Here is a 363-nt window from a genome sequence, read left to right on the forward strand (position 1 = left end):
GGCAATCGTCCTCATGTGGCTATGAAGGAAGCAGAATGCCTTGTGCAGCGGTATCCGAACGATTCTTTCTCTTGGAAGGCGCTAGGAAACTGCCTTTTAGTTGCGAGTGAATTCTCACAAGCCAAAACGGCTTTTGAAACGGCGCAGGCATTTGATCCCAGCGACCCCCGTGTTCTTGACGCGTTGGCCCGGATACATTTTATTCTAGGTTTCCCAGCTCAAGCCATTGAGCTACAGAAAAGTTGTTTGGAATTGGATAGTAATAATCCTCAATTCCAGTTTAACATGGCAAACCTACTTCAAAAGGCAGGGGTCGGCGATAAAGCATTACCTTATCTTGAGTCGGCAGAGAAACTAGGACAC

1 protein-coding gene is annotated in these 363 nt (G+C 47.1%); it reads left to right on the top strand.

Annotation, left to right across the window (positions count from 1 at the left end; all coding sequences use genetic code 11):
• Positions 1-15 precede the first annotated feature (15 nt).
• The coding region (locus tag RMT89_RS41410) for a hypothetical protein (RefSeq protein ID WP_315888916.1) at positions 16-363 on the top strand (348 nt) is incomplete at its 3' end.

It is taken from the genome of Streptomyces sp. P17, from assembly GCF_032436805.1.
In the GTDB taxonomy this organism is placed as follows: domain Bacteria; phylum Actinomycetota; class Actinomycetes; order Streptomycetales; family Streptomycetaceae; genus Streptomyces.